Origin of the sequence: Polaromonas sp., assembly GCF_012927415.1 — a bacterium.
Classification (GTDB): domain Bacteria; phylum Pseudomonadota; class Gammaproteobacteria; order Burkholderiales; family Burkholderiaceae_C; genus Polaromonas.
Map to the genome: position 1 here is coordinate 1 of NZ_JABBPF010000160.1, position 4,511 is coordinate 4,511.

Genomic DNA, 4,511 nt, shown 5'->3' on the forward strand with positions numbered 1-4,511 from the left:
GACAGGTGTGTTGTCTGTCTGGATTCCCGACCTGCTGCAAGCGCTGGGCGGCGAAATGACGGGCGAGACGCCAGTACCCGAGACTGCGACTGCTCCGGCCGCACCCCGGAGCCTGGCCACCGCCTGAAACGATAGCAGGTCAAACCAGGCGTCGTGGCGCTCCCGTTGACACGATCCCGGATTTTGGAGGATCATGTCACACGGGCCAGGCTAAAGCTGTTTGAAGTCAATCTTTGTCCCTGCAATCCTTTGGCGGCACGTCCATGGAGGCTTGTTATGACATTCCACCTTTTTGCACATGCTGACGCGCACATACGCAAGTCACTTGAATATCTCGAAGAAGCGAATCTGGCCTGGGTAGAGCACAAGGCGGCTGCCGAGCACCATAGCGCCCTGGCCAAAATGTACGCAGAGAGAATCGTCAGAATCGAAGCGGAAATCAACAATGTGCGCCAGTCTCCTACCTTGTTGACACGGCATTCCGGCGAGGAACTCCCCGACTCGGGCGAACGCTCCAAAACCGAGTCGGTTGTCGTGTATCCGTCGCGCGCCAACAGACCCTAACGCGGCGCCGCACTCTGGGCTATTTGCTCGAAGGTTTTTTTTATTCAGGGGCAACCAGGACAGTTACGTCAGTCGCTTCAGCCTGAGCCCGACGGCCCGAATGCGGCACTACAAAGCCATCAAACGCAGCCAGCAGCAGGGCAAACGACCCGGCATTGCTTTCCATTTCCGCAAGCGCTGCGCAGGTCGCTTCCAGCGTCGACAACTGGCCAGGTTTGTGAGCCTTGCGAATCCGGTAGCTGGATGCGGGCATGCCGTGTTGTTCATCATCGCCGGGCAATTGCTGGACGACCTGGCCGTGCTGGACCGTGATTCTGCATTGCGCCGTCGGCTCAAGCATTACACGGCACCGGACTTGCTTGAACACGACATCTTGAAGGAGATCAATGAACTGCTAAAAAAAGGCCTGGGCGTCGACCTGCCGCTCCTGAGCAACCTGGAAAAGACGCGGCTGGTTGATGCCCTGATCATCGGGGACAGCTGTGGGGCGCTGACAGTCATACTGATGCGCGTCTTGCCATCACAGATGTCTTCGAACGCAATCACCGCTGCTACGGTTATCGACGGATACGTGCGGCATTGAGCAGGCAGAAGCTCTGTTTTTCGAAAAAAGTCGTGCAGCGTCTGATGAAGCAGGAACGCCTGGTCGTTGCCGCGACGAAGTGGCGTCGGTATGGCTGCTCCCTACGCTATGGTCAGATTGAGTATCCTGTACTGCCTTTTTTTTAAGCAAGATCTACCACGACAGTGCTGGCGCCGCTTTCGCGACTTATCCAAAAAGTTATCAACAGCGTAGGTCACAGGCGGTGGGGACAACTCAAACCAACTTCTCCCGGATCGTTCTCGATTCGAGCCGCACTGCCATACTCTCACTTCTCAGCCTTTTTGGAGTTTTCCATGCCACGATCGATTCTTGACGAGACGCACATCCATCCTGCCATCCGAAGCAAGGTCGCGGGGCATCAGCAGGTCATGGTGCAGGAGGTGACTGCAGCCATCGGAGGCAACGATGTGGTTGTGGTGGGAATGGGGTTGAATCCTTTTCCCAAGCAGGCGTGCAAGGCGCTGGACCTGATCAAGCAACCCTACAAGTATCTGGAGTACGGCAACTATTTCAATACCTGGCGCGAACGTAATGCACTCAAGATGTGGACTGGTTGGCCGACTTTGCCAATGGTGTTCGTCAAAGGTACGCTGGTTGGCGGCGCCAGCGACTTACAGACACTGATTGACAGTGGTGAACTCAAACAAATGCTGGCCCAGCCCGCGTAGGGGAGCCGAGCTGATCGTACGCAGGAAGAAAAGCAGTCTTTCTCCTGTGGGTGTTGGCGCTGCTGTGGGCTACCATCTCGCCGACGAATCAGGCAAATAGGCCAGCCGCCCTGTGTGTAGCCATTACCAAGCCATGAAGGACAGGGAGCGCTACCGTCGCCATTTTGGCGTGGAGCCGCCTGACGACCTGGGCAAGTTCGATGTCTGGCCCCTGTACGCGGCCAGTTTCATCCGGCGCCCGCTTGAGGCCGATGCAGGTGACGAAGCGGTGCCTCATCGTGAAGCTCTCCCTGGGCAGTTCGGCTTGATTCCGCATTGGGCAACCGACACCACCATCGCCAGGCGTACCTTCAACGCGCGCAGCGAGACGGTCGCTACCAAACCGAGTTTCCGGGATGCCTGGCGCAATGGCCAGCGCTGCATCATTCCAGTAGAGGCTTTTTATGAACCTGACTGGCGAAGCGGGAGGGCGGTGCCGACCCGGATTATTCGCGCCGATGGCGAGCCTATGGGAATTGCCGGCTTGTGGTCCTGGTGGAAGTCAGGCAAGGGGGAGCTTGTCCACAGTTTTGCGATGCTGACTATTAACGCCGACCAGCACGCGCTGATGCGCGATTTCCACAAGCCCGGTGACGAGAAGCGCATGGTCGTCATTTTGCCGTCGGGGGCCTATGACGAATGGCTCAATGCGCCGCCAGCGCAAACCGATGAATTTCTGCGGCAATATCCTGCAGAGAGGCTTGTCGAATTTCCGGCACCTCGTTAAGTTATCCGCAAAGGAGTTCTGCATGGCTAAATTCGGAATTGGTGAAACACACTATGACGGCGAAAAACGGGTCGAAGTGGCCATTCAATGCCGGGACGAGCCCGATGGGCCCTTGCTTTATGAAGGCGAAATCGCGCCTGTGAGCGCGGTCGTGCGAAGACTCAAGCAAGGCGATGCGGTGGAGATGAGCTGGCGCTTGCCGGGAGGTTCCAACGGAATCACTCCCGTGGAAGTGGTTACCTTGCCAGATGGCGAAGAGTCGATTGAAGTGGTTTGACAAGGCCAGGCTGAGAGCTACTGGATAGTGCATCTGCCGAGGTTGAATGCCGACGACTGACTGTATGCTCCGGCAGGCTTGAAGCGAGAGGCTGTCATTTGGCAACCCTGCGTGATTTCAACAATCTCAGCGCCCGCCACCGACCATGACCGTTCGTATATGAGATTCCTTTAATCCGAAGAAAATGATCCATTTTGGACCGCTGCAAAAAATAAAGGGCGCCTAAGCGCCCTTTGGATTGAGACATATGCCTTTCAGCGTTACATGGCGCGAGTCTTGCCGTGATTGGCGCGGACCGACCGATTGATCAAACGGCTCACGTGTCGCTTTAGGCGCTTTCGTCGCGCTTAAGTGAAGCCATGTCGATGACGTAGCGGAACCGCACGTCGCCCTTTTCGACCTTCTTGAAGGCGTCGTTCACATCCTGAATGTCGATTATTTCGATATCTGGGCCGATGCCGTGCTTGGCGCAAAAATCGAGCACCTCTTGCGTATCGGCGAGATTGCCGATTAGCGATCCGGCGACGCGCTTGCGATGGAACGCGACTGCCGAATTATCGACACCAGCCATCGGCTCTAGTGCGCCGACGATGCACAGGGTTCTGTCGCGCTTCAGTAATTCGATGAAGGGATTGATATCGTGCTTCTCGGGAATCGTCGAAAGCATGAAGTCGAAACTCGATTTCATTTCCTTCATCGCGTCCTTGTCGCTTTCCAGGACGCCGCTGATGCCAAGGCGCTTTGCCTCTTCCAGCTTCTGGCTGGTGGTGGTGAACACTGTTACCTGCGCACCCATCGCCTTCGCGATCTTGCACGCCATGTCGCCGAGGCCGCCAAAGCCGATCACGCCGACGTTGTCGCCGGCCTTCACACCCCAATGCTTTAGCGGCGAATAAGTGGTGGCACCCGCGCACAGGATTGGGGCTGCCACCTCGGGCTTCAGGTTCGTTGGAATCTTGAGAGCGAAGTCCTCGTTGACGACCATCACATCGGAATAGCCGCCGAACGTATTGTCACGCCCATACATGTTGCCGCCGTTCAGCGCCTTGGCTGCGGGCACCATCGGGCCGTTATAGGTGGCAAGCCAGGCGTTCGGGCCTTCGCAATAATTCTGGTCGCCGGATTGGCAGGGATCGCAGTGGCGACAGCTCTCAATCATGCAGCCAACGCCAACGAGATCGCCAACTTCGTGCCGGGTGCCGCCAGGCCCCACATTCGTAACCCGACCGACGATCTCGTGGCCGGGCACGCACGGATAGACGGTGTTGGACCACTCGTTCTTCACCTGATGAATGTCCGAGTGGCAGACGCCACAGAAGAGCACCTCTATTTCGATCTCATTCGCGCGCGCCTCTTCGCGCTCGAATTGGATGCGCTTCAGGCGGCTATACGAGTGCTTTGCGGCATAGCCCAAGACTTTGATCATGATATCGGCTCCCATCTAGTTGGAGTTTTCGAACACGGTCAGTGATACGAGAAAAAATAATACGCTCGTACAGCACAATGCGCAAATGAATGTTGGTCGCCGCGCACGATGACTTCACTAACAGCTTGGTGGCCGGCTTCTAGCCCCGCCCCGCGCGTTGTAGATACGATCTTGGATGTGAACTTCAGGTTCGTCAGATTTTTTTG

Annotated in this window: 6 protein-coding genes and 1 pseudogene; 5 read left to right on the plus strand and 2 right to left on the minus strand. The window is 56.7% G+C overall.

Annotated elements, in window-relative coordinates; genetic code table 11:
* Positions 1 to 276 precede the first annotated feature (276 nt).
* On the plus strand, positions 277 to 564 hold the full coding sequence (locus HHJ19_RS13390; protein WP_296908200.1) for a hypothetical protein: 288 nt from the start codon (positions 277 to 279) through the stop codon (positions 562 to 564).
* Positions 565 to 604: 40 nt separating this feature from the next.
* Here the strand turns inward: HHJ19_RS13390 and HHJ19_RS13395 are convergent, their stop codons facing one another.
* Positions 605 to 817, minus strand: coding sequence for a DTW domain-containing protein (locus HHJ19_RS13395; RefSeq protein WP_366929409.1), 213 nt, complete (start codon positions 815 to 817; stop codon positions 605 to 607).
* A gap of 105 nt (positions 818 to 922) precedes the next feature.
* Here HHJ19_RS13395 and HHJ19_RS13400 point away from each other — a divergent pair.
* From HHJ19_RS13400 to HHJ19_RS13415, 4 genes and pseudogenes are all read left to right on the plus strand, one after another.
* Positions 923 to 1,239: pseudogene (locus HHJ19_RS13400) on the plus strand (IS3 family transposase); the annotation flags it as partial.
* 222 nt (positions 1,240 to 1,461) lie between these two features.
* On the plus strand, positions 1,462 to 1,836 hold the full coding sequence (locus HHJ19_RS13405) for a glutaredoxin (RefSeq protein WP_296908201.1): 375 nt from the start codon (positions 1,462 to 1,464) through the stop codon (positions 1,834 to 1,836).
* A 112-nt stretch (positions 1,837 to 1,948) separates the two neighbouring features.
* Positions 1,949 to 2,602, plus strand: coding sequence for an SOS response-associated peptidase (locus HHJ19_RS13410; RefSeq protein ID WP_296908203.1), 654 nt, complete (start codon positions 1,949 to 1,951; stop codon positions 2,600 to 2,602).
* A 22-nt stretch (positions 2,603 to 2,624) separates the two neighbouring features.
* The gene (locus tag HHJ19_RS13415; RefSeq protein WP_296908206.1) at positions 2,625 to 2,879 is read left to right on the plus strand and encodes a hypothetical protein; all 255 of its coding nucleotides are present in this window, start codon (positions 2,625 to 2,627) and stop codon (positions 2,877 to 2,879) included.
* A 328-nt stretch (positions 2,880 to 3,207) separates the two neighbouring features.
* On the opposite strand, the gene HHJ19_RS13420 is transcribed toward HHJ19_RS13415, so the two are convergent.
* Positions 3,208 to 4,305: an NAD(P)-dependent alcohol dehydrogenase gene (locus HHJ19_RS13420; protein ID WP_296908208.1), complete on the minus strand. Its 1,098-nt coding sequence runs from the start codon at positions 4,303 to 4,305 to the stop codon at positions 3,208 to 3,210.
* Between the last annotated feature and the right edge of the window lie 206 nt (positions 4,306 to 4,511).